20 protein-coding genes and 1 pseudogene are annotated in these 25,375 nt (G+C 44.3%); 7 read left to right on the top strand and 14 right to left on the bottom strand.

Annotated features, from left to right (window positions below):
* Positions 1 to 1,329 carry an AAA family ATPase gene (locus J7623_RS10990; protein WP_291920134.1) on the bottom strand — a complete coding sequence of 443 codons (1,329 nt, stop codon included), beginning with the start codon at positions 1,327 to 1,329 and terminating at the stop codon, positions 1 to 3.
* 391 nt (positions 1,330 to 1,720) lie between these two features.
* Between J7623_RS10990 and J7623_RS10985 the strand changes: the two genes are divergently transcribed.
* Both J7623_RS10985 and J7623_RS10980 read left to right on the top strand, forming a co-directional pair.
* Positions 1,721 to 2,176 carry a hypothetical protein gene (locus tag J7623_RS10985; RefSeq protein WP_291920132.1) on the top strand — a complete coding sequence of 152 codons (456 nt, stop codon included), beginning with the start codon at positions 1,721 to 1,723 and terminating at the stop codon, positions 2,174 to 2,176.
* 312 nt (positions 2,177 to 2,488) lie between these two features.
* On the top strand, positions 2,489 to 5,722 hold the full coding sequence (locus J7623_RS10980; protein WP_291920130.1) for a carboxypeptidase regulatory-like domain-containing protein: 3,234 nt from the start codon (positions 2,489 to 2,491) through the stop codon (positions 5,720 to 5,722).
* An 81-nt stretch (positions 5,723 to 5,803) separates the two neighbouring features.
* Here the strand turns inward: J7623_RS10980 and J7623_RS10975 are convergent, their stop codons facing one another.
* Positions 5,804 to 6,505, bottom strand: coding sequence for an SIMPL domain-containing protein (locus J7623_RS10975; RefSeq protein WP_291920128.1), 702 nt, complete (start codon positions 6,503 to 6,505; stop codon positions 5,804 to 5,806).
* 189 nt (positions 6,506 to 6,694) lie between these two features.
* Positions 6,695 to 10,072, bottom strand: coding sequence for a transcription-repair coupling factor (gene mfd, locus J7623_RS10970; RefSeq protein ID WP_291920126.1), 3,378 nt, complete (start codon positions 10,070 to 10,072; stop codon positions 6,695 to 6,697).
* A 154-nt stretch (positions 10,073 to 10,226) separates the two neighbouring features.
* On the opposite strand from mfd, the gene J7623_RS10965 reads away from it, so the two are divergent.
* A complete protein-coding gene (locus J7623_RS10965; protein WP_291920125.1) occupies positions 10,227 to 10,949 on the top strand; it encodes an FAD-binding oxidoreductase in 723 nt (240 codons plus the stop codon).
* Here the strand turns inward: J7623_RS10965 and J7623_RS10960 are convergent, their stop codons facing one another.
* From J7623_RS10960 to dtd, 5 genes are all read right to left on the bottom strand, one after another.
* Positions 10,950 to 11,489, bottom strand: coding sequence for a hypothetical protein (locus tag J7623_RS10960; protein WP_291920124.1), 540 nt, complete (start codon positions 11,487 to 11,489; stop codon positions 10,950 to 10,952).
* Between the two features lie 90 nt (positions 11,490 to 11,579).
* Positions 11,580 to 13,007, bottom strand: coding sequence for a glycine--tRNA ligase (locus J7623_RS10955; RefSeq protein WP_291920122.1), 1,428 nt, complete (start codon positions 13,005 to 13,007; stop codon positions 11,580 to 11,582).
* Positions 13,008 to 13,088: 81 nt separating this feature from the next.
* The gene (locus J7623_RS10950; protein WP_291920120.1) at positions 13,089 to 14,030 is read right to left on the bottom strand and encodes a YihY/virulence factor BrkB family protein; all 942 of its coding nucleotides are present in this window, start codon (positions 14,028 to 14,030) and stop codon (positions 13,089 to 13,091) included.
* A 43-nt stretch (positions 14,031 to 14,073) separates the two neighbouring features.
* Positions 14,074 to 14,403, bottom strand: a complete 330-nt coding sequence (locus J7623_RS10945; protein ID WP_291920119.1) for a nucleotide pyrophosphohydrolase — start codon at positions 14,401 to 14,403, stop codon at positions 14,074 to 14,076.
* 53 nt (positions 14,404 to 14,456) lie between these two features.
* A complete protein-coding gene (gene dtd, locus J7623_RS10940; protein ID WP_291920118.1) occupies positions 14,457 to 14,909 on the bottom strand; it encodes a D-aminoacyl-tRNA deacylase in 453 nt (150 codons plus the stop codon).
* A 96-nt stretch (positions 14,910 to 15,005) separates the two neighbouring features.
* Here dtd and J7623_RS10935 point away from each other — a divergent pair, with 96 nt between their 5' ends.
* The 3 genes and pseudogenes from J7623_RS10935 (at position 15,006) to J7623_RS10925 (ending at position 17,612) form a co-directional block, all read left to right on the top strand.
* Entirely contained in the window at positions 15,006 to 15,470 is a 465-nt protein-coding gene (locus J7623_RS10935; protein ID WP_291920116.1) for a hypothetical protein, read from the top strand.
* A gap of 144 nt (positions 15,471 to 15,614) precedes the next feature.
* Positions 15,615 to 16,031: pseudogene (gene arfB, locus J7623_RS10930) on the top strand (alternative ribosome rescue aminoacyl-tRNA hydrolase ArfB); the annotation flags it as partial.
* 45 nt (positions 16,032 to 16,076) lie between these two features.
* On the top strand, positions 16,077 to 17,612 hold the full coding sequence (locus tag J7623_RS10925; protein WP_291920113.1) for a polysaccharide biosynthesis C-terminal domain-containing protein: 1,536 nt from the start codon (positions 16,077 to 16,079) through the stop codon (positions 17,610 to 17,612).
* A 24-nt stretch (positions 17,613 to 17,636) separates the two neighbouring features.
* Here the strand turns inward: J7623_RS10925 and J7623_RS10920 are convergent, their stop codons facing one another.
* A complete protein-coding gene (locus J7623_RS10920) occupies positions 17,637 to 18,275 on the bottom strand; it encodes an MBL fold metallo-hydrolase (RefSeq protein WP_291920111.1) in 639 nt (212 codons plus the stop codon).
* A gap of 61 nt (positions 18,276 to 18,336) precedes the next feature.
* On the opposite strand from J7623_RS10920, the gene J7623_RS10915 reads away from it, so the two are divergent.
* Entirely contained in the window at positions 18,337 to 21,735 is a 3,399-nt protein-coding gene (locus J7623_RS10915) for a hypothetical protein (RefSeq protein ID WP_291920109.1), read from the top strand.
* Positions 21,736 to 21,876: 141 nt separating this feature from the next.
* On the opposite strand, the gene J7623_RS10910 is transcribed toward J7623_RS10915, so the two are convergent.
* From J7623_RS10910 to J7623_RS10890, 5 genes are read right to left on the bottom strand one after another with little or no spacing between them, the layout of a single operon-like run.
* Positions 21,877 to 22,548 (bottom strand): DUF1361 domain-containing protein, encoded by a 672-nt coding sequence (locus tag J7623_RS10910; protein ID WP_291920108.1) that lies wholly within the window; start codon positions 22,546 to 22,548, stop codon positions 21,877 to 21,879.
* 9 nt (positions 22,549 to 22,557) lie between these two features.
* Positions 22,558 to 22,929 (bottom strand): diacylglycerol kinase family protein, encoded by a 372-nt coding sequence (locus J7623_RS10905; protein ID WP_291920106.1) that lies wholly within the window; start codon positions 22,927 to 22,929, stop codon positions 22,558 to 22,560.
* 8 nt (positions 22,930 to 22,937) lie between these two features.
* Positions 22,938 to 24,269, bottom strand: coding sequence for a cell envelope integrity protein CreD (gene creD, locus J7623_RS10900; RefSeq protein WP_291920105.1), 1,332 nt, complete (start codon positions 24,267 to 24,269; stop codon positions 22,938 to 22,940).
* Between the two features lie 54 nt (positions 24,270 to 24,323).
* Complete coding sequence (locus J7623_RS10895) at positions 24,324 to 24,620, bottom strand: transcriptional regulator (RefSeq protein ID WP_291920103.1); 297 nt, start codon at positions 24,618 to 24,620, stop codon at positions 24,324 to 24,326.
* A gap of 8 nt (positions 24,621 to 24,628) precedes the next feature.
* A complete protein-coding gene (locus tag J7623_RS10890) occupies positions 24,629 to 25,267 on the bottom strand; it encodes a hypothetical protein (protein WP_291920102.1) in 639 nt (212 codons plus the stop codon).
* Positions 25,268 to 25,375: the final 108 nt, after the last annotated feature.

Here is a 25,375-nt window from a genome sequence, read left to right as displayed (position 1 = left end):
TTATTTCTTAATATCCAGGTATTTCAGAACATCATCATAAAGACCGGTTTCATTGGAATACAACGCATAGTTACGGGCGGTATTAAACCATTCCCTGGTGGTAGGCTTATGTATTTTAGCGGCTTTTAATAATTCTTTCTGGGTGATCGGTTGTGGTGCTCCTTTTTGTAATGCTTCGAGTAGTTTTTCCTCTATGGCAATGTCTACAATGGCTTTGAGATCAGCACCGGAATAGCCGGCGGTGGCTTTAGCCAGCGCGTTGTAGTTGATATCACTAACGGGTTTATCGCGCAGTTGTAGTTTCAGTATTTCTTCGCGGCCATCTGCTTCCGGAGGTGCCACAAAAATGATTCTGTCGAAACGGCCGGGGCGGCGGAACGCCGGATCCAGGCTCCAGGGAGCATTGGTAGCGCCAATGATCAGGATGTTTTCATTATTGGCAGCGATGCCATCCATTTCAGCGAGGAACTGGTTTATAATATGCGTTGCGCCAGACTGCCGGAGAGCTGAACGATTAGCTCCCAGAGCGTCTACCTCATCAAAAAACAGCACACAAGGCTTACTTTGCCGGGCCAGTTCAAACAGGCTGTGAAGATTTTTTTCACTGGTGCCTACCCACATATCCAGTACATCATGGATGCCAACGTTAATAAACTCCGCCTGTATTTGCCCGGCGGTAGCTTTGGCCAGATAGGTTTTACCACAGCCGGGAGGGCCATATAATAAGATACCACCACCTGCTTTTTTACCGTAGGCTTTATAAAGATCCGGAAACTGCAGTGGCTTAATAATCTTCAGATCAATTTCCTGCTTTTCCCTTTCCATACCGCCTACATCGGAAAAGTTGATTTCCGGTTTTTCCAGCATAAAGAGATTTTCGCTTTCTTCATCTTCCTCGTCATCATCATTAAAGGAAGCGGGTGCGGACAGGGCAACGCGGAAAAGGTTGTCCAGTGCTTCGTCACGGAAACCGGGATTTATTTGTAGTAAATGCTGATAAATTTCCTTTGCCTGTGGCATGGACTGTTCTTTCACCAGGATGCGGCAGTGCAATAGTAATGCATCAAAATGGTCCGGTTCCCGGTGTTCTAATTGTTCCAGTACAACGATGGCGGCAGAATATTTCTGCTGATGGTAAAAGGTGCGCGCCAGGCCAAGCTGGGCGGCTGTATTGGTGGAAGAAAGTTCCAGTACTTTCCTGTATTGCTCTTCCGCTGCTATATATTCATAGTCTTGCAGTAATACCTGCGCCAGATGCATACGTAAGGGCACATTCTCCGGTGAAAACTGCACCGCCTCCTGTAATTGCTTGATTACTTCCGATGACATAATGTGCTTTTAATTATTCAGTAACGCCGTAATAATACGTAATTCGGACTCAAAAAAATTGTTAATTATAGTCTGCAGTTGGTGTATATATCTCCCAGAGATCATAATATATTAAAGGTATTGGTTCATGATGTGTTGATAAAAAACTATTTCCCGGTTTGTCTCTCTGGGAAATGGACTGCATGGTTGTAAAGACGATTTGAGGGACATCTCACCATATATATATTTTTTTAATTCGTATTTTTTTATATATATTGCACCCACATTATCCCTATGCCAACAGTCTTGACCAGTATCCTATGTTAATTTAAATTATCGCTGGCCGCCACCATAGCGGCCGGCACTGGTTTTCCTGATAAAAAACGGCATACCAAACAAAAACAATTACGTGATGCGTATTACATTATTATTGGTAGCCATGATTACCGTGCTGGGTTTTAGTGCCTGCAATTCCAAAAAAGAGGAAGTAAAACCTGAAAGCAGTTTCTACTTTAAACTGGACAAGGATACTTATCAGTCTAACGCCACAGAAGCCTATGTTACTGACACCGTGTATACAGGAAAGAAGACCCTGGTAGTAGACGGCGTTACCAACAACTTCGGCTATCATATGGAGCTGATGATCACCTTTACGAAGGATAGTCTTGCCACCGGCACATTTAACGGCGCGGAAATGTCGCTCATGCAGATCCAGCAAAAAGAACTGGGATACACCAGTCAAAATATCAAAGTAAATATAACGAGCATTAATAGTAAACATGCAGAGGGTACATTCTCTGGTGTATTATCAAATGGTGATATTGAAAAACCTTTAACGGACGGGACTTTCAAAGTCGAAATTAATTAACATCATTTTCTGATGACTTTTTACAGCAGCCCTGCCTTTACAGGCGGGGCATTTCGTATATACGTTAAGGTTATATTATGTTGTTTATTGTTTACCGTCAGTTAACAATTAATTTGTACCCCCTTTTTTCGGCTCTGTTAACATTAAGGTTAAATTGGCCCGCCAAAATGATGTTATTTTAACCCAAAAAACAATAAAATTCATTTTTTTAGTCCACTTTATGCACTCCTTAACAATTCCGTAATAATCTGTTAACATTCTGGTTGTTTTAGACTGTTTCCTTTGCACCTGTAAATACTTACAAAACAGTTTATGAAATCATTCTTTACGCTATTAGCTAGCTTTCTTGTAATTCTTTTTTACAACAACGTGCAGGCACAGGTAACTACTTCCGTTATATCGGGTAAAGTATCCGATCCGGGTGGTCAGGCTATCCCTGGCGTTACAGTAGTAATAGTAAACAACAGTACCGGCGCAAAATCCGGTGTTCAGACTAACACAGACGGCCGTTATATCCTGCCGAATCTGAACCCTGGTGGTCCGTATACCATCACTGTTTCATTCATTGGATATAAAAAAGAAATTAAATCAGACGTTAACCTCGGATTGGGTACCACCAATTTCAACTTTAAATTAGCCGAAGAATCTACTGCACTGAGTGAAGTAGTAGTAACCGGAACTCCTGGCCCTGGTAAAGCTGGTGGTACAAGAGTAGGGCAAGAGCAGATCAAAACGCTCCCTACTATGAGCCGTAGCCTGCAGGACCTGACTAAAGTAACTCCACAGAGCAACAACAACTCTTTCCTGGGTACTAACTACCGTTATAACAACGTAACCCTGGATGGTGCTATCAACAACGATGCGATTGGTTTCAGCCCTTCCTTAGGTGGACAAAGCAGCACCAGCGGTCAGCCAGGTAGCTCTACCCGCACTAACCCTGTATCTCTGGATGCCATCCAGGATGTACAGGTATTACTGGCTCCATTCGATGTGAAAGTAGGTAACTTCCTCGGTGGTAGCGTAAACGCTGTAACCCGCAGCGGTACCAACGAAGTACACGGTTCCGTTTATGGTTTTGGTCGTAACGCTTCTATGATCGGTAAAAACAACGCCGGTGATGGTTCTAAATTACCGAGCGACTTCCATGAATACCAAACAGGTGTACGTGTTGGTTTCCCTATCGTTAAAAACAAATTATTCTTCTTCACCAACGAAGAAATCACCCGTCGTGTAGATCCGGTGATCCTCGGTGCAGGTTCTGCCGATAACGGTGGTATCTTAACTGAAAAAGATGCAGCTGATATCACTGCTTTAATGAAAAGCTACGGTGTAGACGCAGGTACTGCCGGCAACACCAGCATCTATTCTAATTCCAACAAATTCTTCAACAGATTAGACTGGCACATCAACGCGAAACACCAGTTATCTGTTCGTAACAATACTATTACTTCTGAAGCTACCAACCTGGAACGCGATCAACAAAACTTCCGTTTCAAAGGTATCGACTTCAAACAGACCAATAACCAGACTTCTACTGTTGCAGAACTGAAAAGCAACTTTTCCAACACCCTGTCTAACAGCCTGATCCTGGGTTATTCTTCTGTACACGACTTTAGAGATCCATTGTCTGACCCAGCAACACCACAAATTCAGATTAAAGGAAGAACTCCTGGTTCTACCATCTTCCTCGGTACTGACCGTGAAGCAAGTATCTTTAATATGAAACAAAAGACGTTTGAAATCACCGATAACGTCACCATATTTAAAGGTAACCACACTATCACTGTAGGTACACACAACGAGTTCTACAACATCACTTACGGTTTCGTTAACTCCTGGAACGGTCGTCTGGATTATGACAGCATCGGCGCTTTCCTGGCCAACAATCCTGCACGTGTACGTGGTAACTTCAACTACGCGAACAACTCACGCGACAACATCATGGCGAATCCGCCAGCACAGTTTAAAGTAAACCTGCTGAGCTTATATGGCCAGGATGAAATTCAACTGACTGATCGTTTCCGTATCACTCCAGGTTTGCGTTTAGACTACACCGGTATTCCTAACAAACAACCGCTGAGCGATAAAACTACCAAAGCTCCGGAAGATCCTAACTATGGAACTACCTACACCTACACTAAACCAAAGGATATCAAAAACGATTTCCTGAATAACGTACAGTTCTCTCCACGCTTAGGTTTCAACTACGATATCAAAGGTGATAACAGCCTGGTATTACGTGGTGGTAGCGGCTTGTTCACCGGTCGTATTCCTTTCGCATGGATTGGTTATGCTTACTATAACAATGGTGTTACTTACGGTGCATATGATAACAAAGCATCCAGCAAACCATTCGTTAATGGTCCGTTACCGGCAGCTAAACCGTCTCCAAATGGTATCGCTGATTTCGCCAAACAAAATGGTGTAGATGTTAATAACGCATCCAGCCCTACCCAGGTAGACATGATCGACAACAACTTCAAAATGCCGCAAGTATGGAGAAGCAGCCTCGCCCTGGATTACACTACACATGATCAGTGGAAATTCAGCATCGAAGGTATCTATACCAAAGTAGTAAAGGATCTGCAATTCCAACAGGTAAACCTGGTAGATAACCCTACTTACTATGCTTACGACGTAAACAAACAACAGCCGATCTACTCTGGTAAAAAAATCAACCCTTCTTATACTAACGCTTACCTGCTGTCTAACACCGATAAAGGTTACCGTTACAGCATCACCGGCCAGATCTCCAAAGTGTTCCCCTTCGGTCTGAACTTCATGACTGCTTACACTTATGGTCAAGCTAAAGATATCACCAACGGTATCCGTAACTCTATGGAGTCTAACTGGCAGCTGAACCAGGCCCTGAATCCTAACAACCCAGGTCTGGCTTACTCTAACTTTGATGTTCGCCACCGTATCGTAGCTACTGTTAGCTACAAACAGGATTGGGGTACTAAAGGTAAATGGGTATCTACTTTCTCTGCTTTCTTTAACACTTCTTCCGGTCTGCCATTCACTTACGGTTTCGTAAATGCTACAGTACAAGGTACTCCTCAACAGGTGAGCCTGGCTTACATTCCGAAAGATGTAGCTGAAGCCACTAACTTCTTCACTGATAAAGTAGGTGGTGCTACTGCTGCTCAACAAGCTGCTGCTTTCATGGATCATGTGAACAGCGATAAATACCTGAGCAGCCGTAAAGGTGATTTCACTGAACGTAACGGTGGCCGTACTCCATGGAATACACAGGCTGACTTCCGTTTCGCACAGGAATTCAACGTAAAAACTGCTAAGAGAGTACACACTATCACGCTGACTTATGACATCGTGAATGTTACTAACCTGTTGAACAAAAACTGGGGTATTCAATACTTCTCACCAAACACTTTCAACTCTTCTGCGAGTGTTGGTCTGACACCTACCGGTAAAGTGGTTAACAACTATCCAACTTACAATTATACCAACCCAGGTACTCCTTACTCAAAAGACTTCTTTGCATCCCGTCATCAGATGCAGCTGGGTCTGAGATACAGCTTCTAATTTAACTGGATCTTTATAAACGAAAAGAGCCCCCCGCTATAAAGCGGGGGGCTCTTTTTTGTTATTACATCTCCAGTGTAATTATTTAATAGCAAATACTGCTCTTACTTCTGCGCGGATCTTAATTGTTTTAAACTCGATATCTGAAGTGGCGTCTTCAGCTACACCAGCAGATTTGAAGTTAGCCATCATCATCGGACGAACATCGGAATAGTTATCTGTATTCATTTCCTGGATTTCGATCACACCATCTATTTTGTTACCAATAGCAGTCAGCATATATTCTGCTTTTTCTTTTGCTGCGAGCAATGCTTTAATCTTTGCTTCTTTGCGGTATGCTTCCATTTTGCTGGAAGAGTAAGAAGAGATCCGGGTGTTTTCAATACCTTCTGCATCTACTGCACCCAGGATTTGATTGATTTTATCCAGCTTGGTTAATTTCAGGCGATATTGTTTGCGCGCCATAAACTCCTGCGGATCTTTCTTTTTACGCAATATTTCAAAGTTGTTACCATACACGTTTTCAACGGTTAAATCATTTTTGGAGATGCCTGCTTCCGCTACTGCTTTTTCCAATTGTTTTTCCAGTGTGCTGATGTCTACTTTGGTTTTACCTTTCAGGTATTCACGTAAAGAGATGTCGAAATAAATTTCATCCGGTGTTATTTCTATTTCTGCAGAACCATTTACTTCAATCTTTTTTACAGGTTGTTTATCGGCCTGTTGTGCAAAAGTGCTCAGGGCAAAAAATAAACTTGCTGCTAATAACATTACCTTTTTCATGTGTCGATGTTTTTCTATTGTTTAAAAAATTTTGTTTTCGTTGTTGTTTACGCCCTCATGATGCGTGGTTAGAAAGTGATTCCACAAATGGGATTTTATAAAATTTTGTTAACGCTCAGTTACAGAAATAGCATTATGCATTTCATGTTATAAATGAAACGATTACAAAGGAATTATGTTACAGGGAAACTATTTCCGGCTATCGGTCATAGCCTTCAGGAAGTCGTAGAGATCATTCATATGGCGGATGCGGGAGGCCACCAGCATGAAGTTTTTGCCCACCTGTTTCAGTTTGGCGTTATTAGTACGGGTTTGTATATACGTTAATATATGATTGAACGTAGGGGATTCAAAATAAGGGGAGTCGGGGTTATTGATAAAGTAGCAACGCAGGTTTTCTTCTTTCAGCATCATTTTCTCGAAGCCCAGTTGTATAGCCATCCAGCGGCAACGGATCATCGTAAGCAGGTCTTTTACCGGCTCTGGCAGTGGGCCAAAACGATCGGCCATATCCACCTCAAAAGCCTTTAGCTTGCCTTCTTCCATGATATTATCCAACTCCTGGTACAGGTTTAAACGTTCCTGGATGCTTTCTATATAAGTATCCGGGATGAGTATTTCCAGGTCAGTATCAATGGTACAGTCGCTGACGAAATCCTTCTTCTCTTCCAGTTGATCTTTAAACAGGTCACGGAATTCATTTTGTTTCAGTTCACGGATCGCTTCGTCCAGGATTTTCTGGTACATATCGAATCCTATTTCCGCCATGAAACCGCTTTGTTCACCACCCAACAGGTTACCGGCACCACGAATATCCAGGTCACGCATGGCAATCTGGAAGCCGCTTCCCAGCTCACTGTGCTGTTCGAGTGTTTGCAGGCGTTTACGGCTATCAGCAGGCAGTGTGCTCATAGGTGGCGCCAGCAGGTAACAGAAAGCCTTTTTATTACTGCGTCCTACACGGCCACGCAGCTGGTGCAGGTCGCTCAGTCCGAAGTGATGTGCGTTATTGATGATGATGGTATTGGCATTGGGAATATCCACGCCGCTTTCCACGATGTTGGTACATACCAGTACATCGTATTTGCGGTCAATGAAGTCGAGAATCACTTCTTCCAGCTGATGTCCTTCCAGCTGCCCATGTGCGGTGGCAATAGACAAGTCGGGGCATAATCCCTGAATCAGTCCGGCCATTTCTTTCAGTCCTTTTACCCTGTTGTGGATAAAGTATACCTGTCCGCCCCGTTCTGCCTCAAAGTAAATAGCATCGCGGATCTGGTCCTGGTTAAATACCTGTACTTCAGTTTCAATGGCCTGCCTGTTAGGAGGAGGCGTGTTGATCACAGAAAGGTCACGTGCACCCATCAACGAAAACTGCAGCGTACGCGGTATAGGCGTTGCCGTTAGTGTGAGGGTATCTACGTTATGTTTTATTTGTTTCAGTTTTTCTTTGGCAGAAACACCGAATTTTTGTTCTTCATCTACCACCAGTACACCCAGGTCTTTGAACTTCACTTCCTTACCCAGCAAGGCATGGGTGCCGATAATGATGTCAATTTTTCCTTCTTCGAGACGTTTGAGTGTTTCTTTTTTCTCTTTGGAAGATTTGAACCTGTTCAGGTAATCCACCGTGCAGGGGAAATCTTTCAGCCGTTCTGCAAAAGTTTTATAGTGCTGGAAGGCCAGGATGGTAGTAGGTACCAGTACAGCAGCCTGTTTACCATCTACTATAGATTTAAAAGCCGCGCGGATGGCTACTTCTGTTTTACCGAAGCCTACATCGCCACATACCAGCCGATCCATAGGAGCGGGTGATTCCATATCGCGTTTTACGTCGGCAGTAGCTTTACTTTGATCCGGGGTATCTTCATAAATGAAGGAAGCTTCCAGTTCTGTTTGCAGGTAGGTATCCGGTGTATGAGCAAAGCCTTGCTGGGCTTTACGTACCGCATACAGCTGTATCAGGTCTTTCGCAATATCCTTTACCTGTGTTTTGGCTTTCTCCTTCAGCTTATCCCAGGCATCGCTGCCCAGTTTATTTACTTTGGGTTCTACGCCTTCTTTGCCGGTGTATTTACTGATTTTGTGCAGGGAGTTGATATTTACATACAACAGGTCGTTGTTTTTGTAAATAATGCGGATGGCTTCCTGCATTTTTCCTCCCACCTCAATTTTCTGCAAACCGCTGTACATACCCACACCATGATCAATATGCGTTACAAAATCACCGGATTGCAGCTCCCGCAACGTTTTCATGGTAATTGCCTTATTCTTGTTGTAGGCTTGTTTTACCTTATACTTGTGGAAGCGCTGGAAGATCTGGTGATCGGTATAACATACCAGTTTCAGCGAGTGATCAATGAACCCATTGCTGATGGCTACGGGAATCGGGAAGAATACAAAATCTGCTTTGAGGTCTTCGAAAATACTCCGCAAGCGTTCCAACTGACGGGGATTATCGGAGAATATAAAGAGGGAATATTTACTGCTGTTATGTTTGCCCAGGTCTTTGATCAGTAAATCGAACTGCCTGTTAAACACGGGCTGTTCCTGGGTATCGAATACAATATCGGTGGGGGAGTAGCCTTTATCACTTAACCAGTCTTTGTTACCAAAAACGATGGTAGGCTTTTCCAGCAACTGTTGCAGCAATGGAGCGGCTTTCACGAAGTCGTCTTCTTTCAGCACCATCTCCTCATCTTCATCTACTTTTACTTTCTGGCCTGTGAGCAGGAAATCGTCCAGGCGCTGTTCCAGCTGTTCTATTACGCCTTGTACGTAGCCGGGATCTTTCATCCACACTACGGTGTTGGCGGGGAGGAAGCTGGTGAGCGGTGTTTTACCGTGATCTGTGGCGGCGCCATGGGTATCCATGTTAGCGATGAGCGTCACCTGGGTGAGCTTGCGTTCACTGAGCTGCGACTCCGGATCAAACAGGCGGATAGAATCTATATCTTCCCCAAATAATTCAATACGGTAAGGCTTTTCATTACCAAAGGAGTAGATATCCAGGATACCGCCTCTTACGGCGTACTGGCCGGGCTCATACACAAAATCAGTAGCATGAAAGCCCCAGGATACCAATTGTTCCAGCAGGGGATCTACTTTCAGTACATCGCCCACCTTCAACTGCACCATATTGGCGCTGAAAGCCTGGTTGCCGGCCACTTTTTCCCAGAGTGCTTCCGGATAGGTGACCAGTATTTTTTTATGGACTTTATCGCCGGAAAACTTCATGAGGGCTTCTGTCCGCAGCATATTATGACTGCTGTTGATTTCATGAAACTGCCCTGCTTTTTTGAAGGAATCCGGGAAATAGAAAATGTCCAATGCCTGGCTGAGTTGTTCCAGGTCGTTATGGAAATAGGCTGCCTCCTCTTTATCGTTTAAGATGAAGAGATGGTTCGCATCTGCATGTGCCCAGGTGCTAACTGCCACAAAGTTTATTGCACTCCCACTAATGGAGGAAAGCTGAAAGTATTGTGGGGTGGGTGATTGTATCCCCTTCACCAGCGACTGCAGGCGAGCATCACGTTGAAATAATTGTAATACAGCCTGTAAATTCATGAAGAATGCAAAGGTAAAGAAGATTTACCGATTTTAATATTGCATGATCAAGATATTTAGAGAAGGAGGGGCTGGCATGACCAAATAATGAAATATCCAAATCATAAAAATGCCAGATTTTCACTATATTCAGTAAGACCAAAATTCAACTTCCATGCTGGACCTATGGCATACAGGCATCGTTACAAAATTGGTGGACGAAACCCACAATACCCGCCGCTTTTGGATCCAGGTACCAGACATGGATCGATTCGACTTCAAACCCGGACAGTTCGTTACGCTGGACCTGCCCATTCACGAGAAAAAAAACAAGCGCTGGCGTAGTTATTCTATTGCTTCTCATCCCAATGGCAGCAATGAATTTGAGTTGGTGATTGTATTACTGGAAGGCGGCCTTGGCAGCACTTACCTGTTCAATGAAATAAAAGTAGGCAGCGAGTTATTGTTACGCGGACCACAGGGTATTTTCGTACTCCCGGAACCGTTAGACAAAGAATTATTTTTGATCTGTACCGGCACGGGCATTGCGCCTTTCCGTTCTATGGCCCATTACATACATGAACACCAGATTCCGCATGCGCCCATACACCTGATTTTCGGCGTACGGTATCAGCATGATTTGCTGTATGCACAGGAGCTGCAGCAACTGGCGGCAACGCTCCCCAACTTCAATTACATCCCTACCTTATCGCGCGAAGAAAACTGGAGCGGCAGAAAAGGATACGTACACAGTGTGTACGAAGAAATATTGCAAAATGAAAAGCGACCCGCCAACTTCTTTCTGTGTGGCTGGAAAGCCATGATAGATGAAGCCAAGCAGCGTATACAGGCGATGGGCTACGACCGGCACGCTATTCACCAGGAGTTGTATGGATAACTAGAATCGATATCCGAGGCTCCATTCTGGCGTGGGGAAGTCTGCCACTTGACTTTTAGAAGCGACTGCAGATAATCCTACCCGCATCAATAAATGTTTTCCAACGGCGCGACGATAATTCATGGAGATCCAGCCCAGCCAGGCGTAACTGGTAGTAATATCATCATACCACAAAGAATCACCACAAACGTAAGTTACACCCACACCAAACTCGATCATATGTTTGACCGATGGCGCCAGTACATAGTTTAGTCCAACGGGAATAGTGGCTTTGGGCTTATAGATATTTTCATAGGAAGGGCGGCCTTTCCATTCTTCATGTCCCTCAATATATTTTGGCACATATCCAATACCTGCCCTGGCACCCAATCCGGTACTGGTACCATTGAAGCGGATATCGTATTGCAGAGACATGCCACAGGCAGGGCCGGCGAAAACGACAGAGATGACCTGCTTATAAGTGTCGGATGTTTTCTTTGAAAAGTTAGCAGTAGAATCTGTGGACGACGGGGTTTGCGCGGTGGCATACAAACCGGACATAGTAAGGGCTAGGACAGTTATAAAAGTACGTATAGGCATAACAGTGGTTGCTTTTTGTACTTATTTAACGGCCATAGCCCTTAAAAGTTACTAGAGTATTTTACTTAATACCAGCGCTTTCACTTCAGACAGCGGGATACGCTCCTGTTCCATGCTGTCGCGGTGACGGATGGTAACGGTGCCATCTTCTTTGGTCTGGTGATCAATGGTTACGCAGAAAGGCGTACCAATGGCATCCTGGCGACGGTAGCGTCTTCCAATCGCATCTTTTTCTTCATAGAAGCAATGGAATGCTGGTTTACAGTCATTCATCAGTTCTTTCGCCAGTTCCGGCAAACCATCTTTTTTGGTAAGTGGGAAGATCGCCAGTTTAATTGGTGCCAGTTTAGCAGGTAAACGTAATACCACGCGGCTATCCTGTTTATCAGCAGTGCTCAGATCTTCTTCTGCATAAGCATTACAGATAGTCAGCAGGAACATACGATCCAGACCGATAGAGGTTTCTATCACGTAAGGCACGTAGTTCTGATTGATTTCTGTATCGAAGTACTGAATTTTCTTCTTGCTATATTCCTGGTGTTGTTTCAGGTCAAAATCACCACGGGAGTGAATACCTTCTACTTCTTTGAAACCGAATGGGAATTCGTATTCAATATCCACTGCGGCATCTGCGTAGTGCGCTAATTTTATGTGGTCTTTGAAATGGTACTTAGCAGGATCTGTGCCCAGGCTCAGGTGCCATTGCATACGCTCTTCTTTCCATTTCTCGTACCATTCCTGTTGGGTGCCAGGGCGTACAAAGAATTGCATTTCCATCTGCTCAAATTCACGCATACGGAAAATAAACTGGCGGGCAACAATTTCATTTCTGAAAGCCTTACCAATTTGCGCAATACCGAACGGTACTTTCATCCTGCCGGTTTTCTGTACGTTCAGGAAGTTTACGAAGATACCCTGTGCTGTTTCAGGACGGAGGTATATTTCGCTGGCTTCATCAGTAACGCTACCCAGCTGGGTGGAGAACATCAGGTTAAACTGACGTACTTCAGTCCAGTTAACAGTTCCGCTGATGGAACATTTTATTTTGTTGGATTCTATTAATGTTTTGAGTCCTGCGAAGTCGTTTTCCTTCAGCAGTTCGTCCATCTGTGCCAGGAGGGCATCACCGGCTTCTTTGGATAAGGTTTCTGCGTGGCCTTCTATGAGGTGATCTACCCGGTAGCGTTTTTTGCTATCCTTGTTATCAATCATGGGGTCACTGAAATTATCCACGTGTCCGGATGCCTTCCAGGTAGTAGGATGCATAAAGATGGCGGCGTCAATCCCCACGATATCCTCGTGTAATTGCGTCATGCTCTTCCACCAATAATCCTTGATGTTTTTCTTCAGTTCTGCCCCGTACTGACCGTAGTCATATACAGCACTGAGTCCATCGTAAATTTCGCTGGACTGAAAAACAAAACCATATTCTTTACAATGCGATATGATCGCCTGGAATTTATTCTGATCTGTAGACATAGTGGCGCAAAGATAAAGGCCAATTTTGAAAATACGTATGCGATTATTAAATTATATTTAAGAAGATGGATAACAAATTATTTATCCTTCTTCTACGGTTTTGGGCTCATGTGGCACCTCTATTTGCTTGATCCAAACAGCATATTCGTTGGGATAAATCTGTGCCCCGCAATGTTGTACATATACCCGTGTAAACACTGCCCCAAAATAGAGGATGGCCGCGGAATAGTATACCCACAGTAATATGATCACGATAGATCCGGCAGCACCATAGGTAGAACTTACTTTGCTGGCTCCCAGGTAATACCCGATAGCAAATTTACCCAGCATAAAAAGAATGGCCGTGGCAATAGCGCCTACCCGTACATCTTTCCACCGGATACGTGCATCTGGCAACACTTTGAAAATGATGGCAAACAAACAGGCGATCACCAGGAAAGGAACCACAAAATCGGCCAGCGAAAATAAGATACCGGACGTAATCTTCCCCGGCAGCAGCCGTACCACCAATGATGAAAATAATTCCACCAGGCCGTTTACAGCCAGCGATACCAGCAGGATGAAGCCCAGGCTCACTACCAGCGAGAAGGAGAGGAGCCGGTTCAGGATCATGCGTAAAAGACCATTCTTTTTAGGTTTGGATTTCAATCGCCAGATATGATTAATTGAATCCTGTATTTCGGCGAAAACCCCGGTGGCACCAATGATTAAAGTGCCAAAGCCAACGATGGTAGCCCAACTCATATCGCCGGAAAGAGAGGCATTTTTAATCATATCCTGTATCTGCAAGGCGGCACTGCTACCCACCAGGCCACTGATCTGACCATAAATATTTCCTTCTATTGCATCTTTCCCTAAAAACAGGTCGCAGAAGAAAATTATAATGATGAGCATAGGAGCCACGGAGAAGATGGTGTAATAAGCCAGTGCGGCACTCAGCTTCAATACCTTGTCATCTATAAATTCGCTACCGGACTGCTTCAGTATCTGCCATAAGGTTTTTATTTTTCCCGGTTTTCGCATAACTGTATTTTAAGAGCTGTACACAAAAAGCGTGCGTACTGCCTCAGGGTTTTAGTTTGGGATTATTATGATGCCGCTGGGCATCACGGATATTTTTCTTTTCGAAGTTTTTCTCCAGGGCTACTGTCATATCAATACCAGTTTGGTTGGCAATACAGAGCAGCACCCACATTACATCTGCCAGCTCGTCTGCCAGCAGCTTTTTGTTATCACTTTCTTTTGATGACTGATCGCCATACTTACGGGCCATTATACGGGCTACTTCGCCTACTTCTTCTGTAAGAATGGCCATATTGGTCAACTCACTGAAATAACGCACGCCGGTGGTGTTAATCCAGTTGTCTATTTTTTCCTGGGCTTCCTGAATAGTCATGGGTGCTTGTTTATTTTATTAAAGATAATAGATTGACGGCATTGCCACGGGGATTATTCCCGCTGCTGAGAATCAATGATAATAGTAACAGGGCCATCATTTACCAGCGCCACTTTCATATCTGCCCCAAAAATACCTCTTTGAATAGTAGTGCCTAAATCTTCTTCCAGTTGCCCGATCATTTTTTCATACATCGGGATCGCAATATCCGGCTTACTGGCACGGATATACGAAGGACGATTTCCTTTTTTTGTGGATGCGTGTAAAGTAAACTGGCTCACCAGCAAGATATCGCCATGGATATCTTTTACAGAAACATTCATGATGCCCGCATCATCATTGAAAATGCGGAGGTTCACTATCTTACTGCTTAACCACTGTATGTCTTCCATGGTATCTGCGTCTTCTATACCCAGCAGCACCAGCAGGCCCTGCTGAATTTGCCCGGTTACTGCGCCGTCTACTGTTACAGATGCTGAACTGACACGTTGTATAACTACTCTCATGGCTCCTTTTTTAGTGCCGGGAAATTAACGCAAATCAGTTGAATCTGTAACATTTCCCCGTTACAGCCCGTTTAACAGTCACCAAAATCATTATTTATGCCCCAAAACATTTACCTGTTTTTAACAGGCCTGACGCTATTTGCCTCCTGTTGTCCAGTACCGAAAAAAGAAGACTGTAAGGACGCAGTTTGTCCAATGGTTTACAGTCCGCCTACTTATGCATTTAAACTGATAGATCCCGCTACCGGCCATGATCTTGTATATGGGCCCTATGCACAGATCCCGCTGGATAGTATCAAGATCCAGATGACCAACGCCATCAAGCAGGTAGGCCAAATCATTGATACGCCTCACCAAACGGCGGTGCTGACCTTCTACGTAGAAGGGCCGGAGATCTTACGGGTGGGCAGACCAGGCCTGGTCAAATTGGATAAATTGAATTTCACTACCAGGCCTAAAAACTGTTGTTTTAAAGAAGTAGCCAGCTTGTCAATGAACGACAGCCCGGTTCCTGTAAAACAAGATGGTGCTGGTGTATTCCTGATTCCTTATCATTTGTAAGCGCTGCTTTAACGCATATGACTATCCGGCGCCTCACGGTGGCCGGATAGCTTTTGTTGCCCTCCCTATATTGTTAAAAAGTATCGCCTGCTCCGCATATTCGCTACAGTTTTAATAAATTGCCCTTCCTAAGTACTTTTTTATATTAAAAATTAAATTAAAATGAATATTAATGTGACCGCCGAAATCACGTTCCGTACGGCGCGCAGCGGCGGCAGTGGCGGACAAAACGTGAATAAGGTGGAAACCATGGTAGAAGGTTACTTTGCCGTAATGACTTCCGCCCTGTTAACCCCTGAACAAAAAGCAGTGCTGATGGAGAAGTTAGCCAATCGTATTAATGCCGACGGCCTGCTCCAGGTGAAATCCCAAACAGCGCGTACCCAATTGGGGAACAAGCAGGAGGTGATTGTGAAAATGAACGATTTGATCAACAAAGCGTTGATACCGCGCAAAAAGCGGGTACCTACCCGGCCATCCAAGGCTGCCAGGGAGAAAAGGATGGAATCCAAAAAAAGGCTGTCTGACAAGAAACAACAACGCAGAGGAGGATTTGAGTAGCATTACAAATCCGTAATTCGTAATTTCACCAAAAATATCTGGGAATTGAGTATCAAGAAACTGGCAGGACAAACGATGTATTATGGGTTAAGTAATATTGTGAGCAAGTTGCTCAACTATTTCCTGACCCCTTTTTATCTGACCATTTTAACCCGTGCCTCTTTCGGGGAAATGTCTAACGTTTATGCCTATATACCTTTTGCCAATATTGTATTGACTTATGGCATGGAAACGGCGTTTTTCCGTTTTGCCAAAAAGGAAAACAAAACGCATGTACTGGGAACTACCACTATATCCCTGCTGTTATCTACCATCAGTATCACTGTTTTATTACTACTGTTAAGGTCTCCGGTCATTAATTCCTATGCGGGAGAACTGGCTGGGCTGAGCGGGCATCCTACCTTTTATACCTACGTAGTGTTGCTCATGGCCTTTGATGCGCTCACAGCCATTCCTTTTGCGCAACTGCGATTGGAAGACAGACCCATAAAATATGCCGCCATTCGTATAGCCGGAATCGTTACCACTATCTTTTTTAATATTTTTTTCCTGGTGATTTGTCCGAAACTATATGCGTCGGGCCATCACTGGTTGCCGGATATTCAAAACAGCGGCGATCAAACGGGATATATTTACCTGAGTAATATGCTGGGCAGCGGTATTACGCTGTTATTGTTTCTCCCTCAAATCCGCAAAATTGAATGGAAATTTGATATGGGGCTATGGAAGCAAATGTTGCACTACGCCCTGCCGCTGATTATAGTGGGCATGGCCGGCATGGTAAATGAAACCTTCGACAGGGCCTGGTTTTTACCCCAGTTTTTGCCTGGGAATGATATGGAATCCAAAAAAGAGATCATTGCCTTATATAGTGCCAATTACAAACTGGCCATCCTGATCACCATGTTCATACAGGCATTCCGGTTAGGCGCCGAGCCTTTCTTCTTTAAACAGGCGGAAAGCGGGGATCCCCGGAAAATGTATGCCCGTATCATGAAGCTGTTTGTGATCATGCTCTGCTTTATGTTCTTGTTTGTGAGCCTGTACCTGAATATCTGGAAAGCTTTCCTCCGCGTACCTTTTTATTACCAGGGGATGCGTATTGTGCCTGTATTGCTGTTGGCCAATATGTTCCTGGGGATTTATTATAACCTCACGATCTGGTTCAAACTAACGGACCGCACCAAAACAGGCGCGGTAATTACTATTATAACTGCTGTTTTGGCATTCCTGCTTAATTACTGGTGGATTCCGGTGATGGGGTACTATGGGGCGGCATTGGCTACTATGGTGTGTTACTTTATCCAGATGGTAGTGTGTTATGTTTTGGGGCAGAAGTATTACCCAATTCCTTACCATCTCCCCAAACTTATTACCTATGTAGGACTGGCCATAGGTATCTACTATGTGTTCAACTGGCTGAATGCGCTGGTATTATCTCCTAAAGACATATACGCCCTCAAACCCCTTCCCCTCGCAGTAGCAACCGCGTTCTTTGCAGCTTATGCCTGGTTTATTTTCCGGATGGAGAAGAAGGAGTTTGCCCGGTTGCCGGTGATCGGGAAGTATATCGCGAAATAGCTGCCAGCCTTTAGCTATTAGCCGTTAGATTAAGAAAGGATTGTGTTTCTTTTCGAAGCCAATAGTAGTAGCCGGACCATGGCCGGGGAATACCCTTACCTCGTCTGGCAGCACAAACAGCTTTTCCCGGATGCTTTTCAGCAAGGTGCTGTGATTCCCCCCGGGAAGGTCGGTACGGCCAATGCTCTGGTAAAATAGTACATCTCCACCTATCACAAATTGCTGGTCGGCGCAATAGAAAGATACGCTGCCGGGGGAATGACCTGGTGTAAGCAATACCGTTAGTTCATTGGTGCCGAAGGGAATGACTTCGCCTTCCTGCAGGTAGCGGCCAGGCATGGGAGAGGGTTCAAAAGGAATGTTGTAGAGGGCTGCCGCATTCTGGGAATTGTCCAGCACAGGCTGTTCCAGCTCATGGAACTCCGGGCGCACTTTGTACGTATCTGCTACTAGCTTATTGCCAAATATATGATCAAAGTGACAGTGCGTATTCAATAATCTTATAACATTTAACCCATGCGTTTGTATATATTGTAATAATTCTTTTCTTTCGTCCTGAAAATAACATCCTGGGTCTATAATTATACAATCCTTTTTACCGTTAATAAGCAGAAAGGTGTTTTCTTGTAATGGACCAAAAGTGAATTGTTGTATTTCAATCATTGTTACCCGGTTTTTTTAGGCTAATTTTAAAACAGATCACAATATTATCAATACTTTCTGTATGAACAGATTTATTACCAGGTTATTATTCCACGGTACCCTATTACTTGGAACGATAGTATCGCAAGCCCAGACTAATACAGTAGAATTCGGCCAAAATCGTGTGCAGTTCAAGAACTTTAAGTGGAGATACTATCAAAGCCGGCATTTCAATACCTATTTTAGTCAGAATGGACTTGAACTTGGTAAGTATGCGGCCCAGGTAGCAGAAAAGGAGTTACCACAGCTGGAACAGTTCATGGAAAGTAATCCCAGACAACGCATCAATATTGTGGTTTACAATTCGTTTGGGGAAATGAAGCAGTCCAATATCGGGATTGGCGTAGAATGGCAGAACACAGGAGGAGTAACGAAGTTGGTAGGCAACAAAATGATCGTTTATTTCGATGGCAACCATGAGCACCTGCGCCGGCAAATAAGACAGGGTATTGCCCGTATTATGCTGGAAACATTGCTTTTTGGGGAAGATATCGGCGAATTTGCCGGTAATGCCGCCCTCATAGATTTTCCAAAATGGTTTACAGACGGCTTTATAGGCTATGCTGCCGAAAACTGGACCGCTGAACAGGATGAAGAGCTGAAACTGATCATCATGTCGGGCAAATACAGCAACTTCAATGCCCTGGCCTATGACCATCCTTTCCTGGCGGGTCAGGCCTTCTGGTATTATGTGGAGAGCAAATATGGAAAAGATGCCGTGCCTTACCTGATGTATATCACCCGTATTAACCGGGGACTGAAAAAAGGATTTGAGCAGGTGCTGAACAAAACTCCTAAAAAAGCGACACAGGACTTCTTTGTTTTTTACCAGAAACGCTTCCAGGAAGATAACCGCAGAAGAAAAACATCTGCCAAAGGTCGCACCATTGTAGCACAGGAAATAACACCTAAGTCAGAATACTATCGTTTCAACCCTAACCCTAAAAACAACTCCTACGCGGTAGTAGAGTTTAAAAAGGGCGTTTACCGGGTACAGATACAACTTGGCTGGAACAAGCCGAAAGTATTGCTGCGCAGCGGTGTGATGCAACTGGCCAACCAGGTAGATCCCAACTATCCACAGATGGCATGGAACACCAAAGGCAACCGCCTGGCCGTGATCTATGAACATGAAGGTAAAACCAAACTAATGATCTATGACCTGGTAACGCGTATCACCATACGGCAGGACCTGCCTCAGTTTGACCGGGTTATTGACTTCAAATACATGCCAGTACAGGAAAATACCCTGTTACTGTCTGCCGTAAAAAATGGCCACACCGATATTTTCACTTATAATATCAGCAATTCCAAAACAGACCAGATCACTAACGATGTATACGATGACCTGGACCCGTCTTTTGCTGCTTTCCCCGGCAAAAGCGGTATCCTCTACTCTTCCAACAGACCATCACCTAAAGGAAGAGGTACAGATACTTCGCTGATGAATCGTCCATTCAATATTTTCATGGTAGATAACTGGAACAAAAGCTCGGAAAAGCAAATCACCCAGTTAACGGACCTTCCATATGGTAATGCCAAACTGCCAATGCAGTACAATACTACCCACTTCACCTTTGTGTCTGATGCAAACGGTATCCGTAATCGTTATGCCGGCTTCTTTAAATCACAGGCAGATGGTGTAGATTCCCTGTTCTATGTAGGATCAGAAATTCTGCATAACCCCGAACCGGAAGAACTGGATTCCGCCCTTGCAGCTTACGGTGCCACGGCGCCGGATTCTGTAGAAGCAGTAATGCTGACAAAAGATTCTACTTATACTTTCCCTATTTCCAACTACCCTTATGGTATACAGGAATCCCGTATTACCGGTGAAAAAGGAGAAGTATCTGAAGTAGTACAATATGCCGATATCAAACGCCTGATGAAACTGAAGGTAGATACCATGGTACTGAAGAAAAGAAACATCAATGCCCGTGTTACCAACTTCAGACGCGCCCAGATGCACGCCGACAGCCTGCGTTTAGGTTTACCTACCTACATGGCACCTGCAAAAGATACTACCACACATAGCAATTTCTTCCAGAACGAATTTGGAAATGAGCCTGTCGATACCAGCAGTGCGATGGCTATAAAGGAACCCTCCTTGTTTGAAAAACGGAAAGAAGATGAACCCATACTGAAGAAAATGAAGCTCTTCCCGTATAAATTCAAATTTGCCTCTGACTACCTGATCGTGCAATTGGACAACTCCATATTGATCAACAAGTATCAGACATTTACAGGACCGCCAACAGCACCTATCCGCCTTACTAATCCAGTGAACGGATTAATCAAGATTGGGGTGAGCGATTTATTCGAAGACCTGAAATTCAATGGAGGCTTCCGTATTCCATCTTCCCTGCAGGGATCTGAATACTTCTTTACGGCCAACTACCTGAAGAAACGGTTTGACTATAAATTCACGTACTACCGTAAAGTAGATAAGAACGCTGAGATGTACTTCCCGGATTCAACCGGAGGAACAACAGCACCCACTAAACTGATCACCAACATTTACCAGGGTGAAATGCGCTATCCATTTGACCAGGTAAGAAGTATCCGCTTATCTGCCGGTATACGTACAGACAAACTGGTAGTGCAGGCCAACACCAAACCCTCTTTACAATACCAGGACAAGCAGGATGCCTATGTGTTAATGCGCCTGGAATATGTATATGATAATACCATCAACCCGGCTATTAATATCTGGAATGGCACACGGTATAAAGTATATGGAGAAACAAATGCCCAAATCACCAATGGTGGTTTGAATGAGGCCATGTATCCACCCAATACGACGTTTGCACAGGGACGGTTTACTTATAACATGGGCGTAGATATTCGTCACTATGAAAAAATTTACCGCAACTTCATCTGGGCTACACGCTTTGCGATGGATATGTCGTGGGGAACACGTAAACTGTTGTATTACCTGGGTGGTGTTGATAACTGGTTAAATCCGCAAATCAATACCAGGACACCGGTAAACATGAGTGAGAATTATGCGTTCCAGACATTGGCAGAAAACCTGCGTGGATATAAGCAAAATGCGAGAAATGGTAACAATGTGATGGTGTTGAATACGGAGCTTCGTTTGCCGGTATTTGCCACCTTTATTGACAAGCCTATCAACTCCGCATTCCTGCGTAATTTCCAGGTAACTTCCTTCATTGATATTGGTACCGCCTGGAATAAAAAGCTGACCTTCAAGGATGCCAACTATGGCTACTACGACGATGGAACGGGCGTTGTTACCCGTATCAAGGAAGGTATCCTGGGACCGTTTGTGGGAGGTTATGGCTTTGGTGCCCGCACCACTATTGCAGGTTATTTCCTCCGTGCAGATGCAGGATGGCCGGCGATTGCATTTTTCAGGGGCAGCCCTATCTGGTACTTCGGTATGGGAGTAGACTTCTAACAGTAGCATAAAGCGAAAAGCATAAAGCAAAAAGCTATTGAGGCGAATGATAAGAGCGAGTATTTTAATTACTCATCCGCTCTTATCATTCGCCTCAATAGCTTTATGCTTTTCGCTTTATGCTTTTCGCTTTATGCTGATCTAACTATGTTGTTTCTTCACCAAAGGATACATCAAACTGAGGAAAACTCCCATACAGATGGTAAATGCCCAGGCGTGGCGATTATCCCAGGGATGCAGGAAGATATCTCGCATATCGCCCAACAGCATCAGCGGATCCTTCACCACATCCCAGCTGTTATATCTCAGGAAACGGCCAATGTATACGCCTAATCCGCAGAGGAACATTACCGGGAAAGTAAACAGCCAGGCAGGCCAGCTGGAATAGCGTTGACTCCACATATTTTCCATACTGCGAATAGAAATATATCCCAGTATCATACCATTCCAGGCAAAGGAAAAAATCAGGAACAGATCGAACCACAAGGGCACGCCTCCATCAAAAAGATGGAAGAGATCTGTGAGTATGTAAGGTGCATTAGGAATGAACAGCAACCAGCAAACAAAGCAGCCGTACCAGCTATAGCGGTTCTTTATTTGTTCCGGGTGCTTTTGCATCCAACGGGTAATGGCAAATGGAACATACGCCAGGAAGAGGTTCCATATCAGGGTAACCCGGAGATAGGTGCCACTATGTATAACGCGACATAAAAGCAACGCCAGGCTAAACAGCACAGAGGCATACAGCGTGTATTGCGGCCGGGAACGGCTGATACGATGTTGTGCTAAACGCAGGATTCTTTTCAATTGCATATGATATGGTTAAATGGTTTTTAAAATATAAGGGATAAATACAACAGCCCCTATGATGGCGGCAGCAATAGCTGCTATGAGTACTGCACCGGAAGCTACATCTTTAATGAATTTTACAGCAGGATGTACTTGCGGGGAAAGATGATCCATTATTTTTTCAATGGCCGTGTTTAGCATTTCTGTGGCCCAAACCAATGCGATAGACAGAATAATTACTATCCATTCTGGCGTTGCTATTTTATACCAGCAACCGGCTGCTACTACCACAACCGTAGCAATAGCGTGAATACGTGCATGCGGTTCACTGCGCAGGAAAGCGCCAATACCGTTAAATGCATATCCAAAGCTAGCCAACCGTTTGCTGATATAAGAATTTCCCATGTTCGTTTTTATTGTGTAATCGTGTTGTTGTTTTTATGTCCTAATTTATCCCATTTAATGGTGGTACTAAAGTACATGATCAGGGCCAGGATAATAAAGAGTCCTAAGCTTCCCATCAACAGCGCCTGGTCTTCCGCACTGATGATCACATAAATAAATCCGTATACGATGGCGAGCGTAGCGCCAATGCCTGCAGCAATACGGATGCTTTTAAAGGCAGCAGCCGTATATGCAATAATAAGGCCTATCGTTAAGATACTGGCAATAAGGTAAGCCATAATAAAGTTAATTTGTTCTGAAATAGAAATGAGCAGGGTATAAAAAATACAAAGGGCTAAGCCGATAAGGGCATACTGTATTGGATGAAGGGCGCGGCGCTGTGACAATTCAATGAAATAAAATATAAAGAAAGTAAGTCCTATGATGAGAATAGCATATTTCACGGCTCTCATCGACATCTGGTAACTTTCTGTGGGCATAAATAATTTAATACCGAAATCGGCAGAATGGATATTATACTTTTTGCCTTCCCAGCTTTGGGGGAAACTACGATTCAGGTGTTGCACCTGCCAGGTAGCGGCAAATCCTTTATCATCTACCCGTCTTGTTTTAGGAGGGAAGGCTTCATCAAAGCTGGGGTTCGGCCAGCTGGAATTAATAGCCACGGTTGTGGATTTACCAATAGGGGAGAAGGAGATCCTGCCGGAGCCTTTTATGCTCAGTTCCAGTGAGAAGTTGCCTGACAGGGCGCCGGTGTCGCCTGGCGTAATGGCGATGGGCGCCTGAATGCCATTATCAAACAAGTCGTTGCTGACTACTCCGGCATTGAATACGTAGCTTTTGCTGTTCCACGCCATCTGCACCTGGTTGTCGATACCGTGTAAGTCGCTGACACCAATGAGTAAAGCGGCGTGTTCCCAATCTAAGGCGGAAGAAGAGGTGTTGAGCGCAGCGATGTCAGCGCCGTTAAAGGCGCCACTCAATTGCAGTTTGGCGTTGTATACGGCTACGTTGAAAATACCGCGTTGTAATTTTTCCGGAAGCAATTCTCCATTTATTCTGAGGTTTTCCGGCAGTACATATAGGTAACTGGCTTCACTTGCGGTCTTGCTTTTATAAGGAATAGCCAGCACGGGACCTGTAATATTTTGCTCGCTTCCCCAGCGGCTGGTCACTTCTTTAACAGCTTCCTCCTGTCGTTCGCGACGCTCCCGGATAAGGTTCTGTATCATGTTGGTGGGAATCAGCAATATCATGATAGTGACTACAATAATGCCTGCTTTAAAGGCGTAGGCGTACCGGTCAAAAAAAGACAGTGGTTCTTGTGTTGAAGGTTCCATATTTTTTATTTTTAAAAAGCACTTTGTATTTCAAAGTAAAAAGGCAAAAAAAATTTATTTAGTGAATTTTATCATGTGCTCCAGGGCCGCCAGATGCCCTTTAAAGGCCTTTTCTCCGGCTGCGGTAATGGCATAAGTAGTATTGGTTTTTCGCCCAATAAAACCCTTATGGACTTTCAAATAACCGTTTTCTTCGAGTGTATTGAGATGCGAGGCCAGGTTACCATCTGTTACCTCCAGCATTTGCTTAAGGTCGTTGAAATTAACTTCTTCATTCACCATCAATACACTCATAACGCCCAGGCGTATACGGCTCTCGAATACTTTATTTAAATTACCAATTGGATTCATGCTATTGATTAAATAGTCTTTTTCCGTTCATATTTCCACCACATCAATGCTCCATAAATAATGTGAAGCAAGCCAAAGCCAATAGCCCAAAAATAAAGGCCTTTACGCAAATAGAAAAGATTAACTATACCGAGGATGGTTTCACAAATACCCAGGTACCTCACATCCGGCAATGTATACTTACTGGCGTTAATAATGGCCAACCCGTAAAACACCAAACAGGTAGGTGCTACCAGTGTTTCCAGGTGATTAAATAACAACCCGGCAATAAAGGCGCCACCTGCCGCCAGTGGAATAGCCGTATTAATCAGCACTTTCCTCGCAGTTAAATCCCAGATAGGCAAATTATTCTGCCTTGCCTTACGCCAGGTAAAAAAGGTACCCGCCGCCAGGGCTGCTGCCAACACCGCCAGGGCCAATGCTATTAAACGATATTTTAAGGTCCGGAAATCGGTATCACTGTATGCGCCGGAAGTTTCCCACCGGGTATAATATTCCACCAGCCACATACGCGCTATATAAGCGCCAATCAGCCCGCTGATACCGGCAGATATTCCACTCAATCCACTTAGCGAGATGAAACGGCTGCTCCGCTCCATCAGGCGCTTTATATCTGTTATTGCTTGCAGATGTTGTTGGTCTGTCATACAGAAAAGTACTTTGCAATACAAAGCTAAGAGAAATATTTGAATCTTAAAATATAATTTTTTGTTATAACTGCGTTACCTACAAGAAAGCAGGCGTGTAGAATAGCG

The organism is Chitinophaga sp. (genome assembly GCF_017745275.1).
In the GTDB taxonomy this organism is placed as follows: domain Bacteria; phylum Bacteroidota; class Bacteroidia; order Chitinophagales; family Chitinophagaceae; genus Chitinophaga.
The sequence above is the reverse complement of the archived record's forward strand: the minus strand, read 5'-3'. Positions and strand labels throughout refer to the sequence as shown.